A 944-nucleotide genomic window follows, 5' to 3' on the forward strand; every position below is an offset into this window, starting at 1 on the left:
GTCGAGGGTGTGGCGGGGTCGTTCGGTCGTCGGGTGCTGGTGTTTCCGGGGCAGGGGACGCAGTGGGTGGGGATGGGTGCGGAGCTGCTCGGTTCCTCGCCTGTTTTCGCGGGGCGGTTGCGGGAGTGTGCCGATGCTCTGGCGCCGTTCGTGGATTTCGATGTGGTGGAGGTGTTGCGGGAGGGGCGTTCGCTGGAGCGGGTGGATGTGGTCCAGCCCGTGACGTGGGCGGTGATGGTTTCGCTCGCCGAGSTGTGGCGTTCGCTGGGTGTGGTGCCGGATGCGGTGGTCGGGCATTCGCAGGGTGAGATCGCCGCTGCYGCCGTGTCGGGGGCGTTGTCCCTGGGGGATGCGGCGCGGGTGGTCGCGTTGCGGGCGCAGGTGATCGGGCGTGAGCTGGCGGGTTTGGGGGGTATGGCGTCGGTTCCGTTGCCGTTGGCGGCGGTTGAGGCGCGGCTTGAGGCGTGGGCGGGCCGGCTGGGTGTGGCTGCGGTGAACGGGCCGTCGGGCACGGTCGTGGCCGGGGACGCCGATGCGGTGGCCGCGTTCGTCGCCGAGGCGGTGGAGGAGGGGATCCGGGCCCGTCAGGTGCCGGTCGACTACGCCTCCCACTCGGCGCACGTGGAGCGGATCGAGGCCGAGCTGCTGGATGTCCTCGGGCCGGTCGTGCCGCGCAAGGCGGAGATCCCGTTCTACTCGACCGTGAGCGCCGGGCCGGTCGACACCACCGTGCTCGATGCCGGGTACTGGTACCGCAACCTGCGCCAGCCCGTCCGCTTCGAGGACACCGTCAAGGTCCTCCTGGAAGACGGCTTCGCCACCTTCGTGGAGTCCAGTGCGCACCCCGTCCTCACCATCGGGATCCAGGAGGCCGCCGAGGCCGCCGGTGTCGACGTCCTGGCGACCGGTTCCCTGCGCCGTGACGAAGGCGGACTCCAGCGCTT

General features: G+C 71.0%; 1 protein-coding gene. It reads left to right on the forward strand.

The genetic code is table 11. The annotated features are described in order from the left end of the window. Positions 1 to 944 (forward strand): acyltransferase domain-containing protein (locus AB4039_RS42215; protein ID WP_442273305.1); only part of this gene is annotated, 944 nt, incomplete at both ends.

Origin of the sequence: Streptomyces sp. M-16 (assembly GCF_052114405.1) — a bacterium.
Lineage (GTDB): Bacteria > Actinomycetota > Actinomycetes > Streptomycetales > Streptomycetaceae > Streptomyces.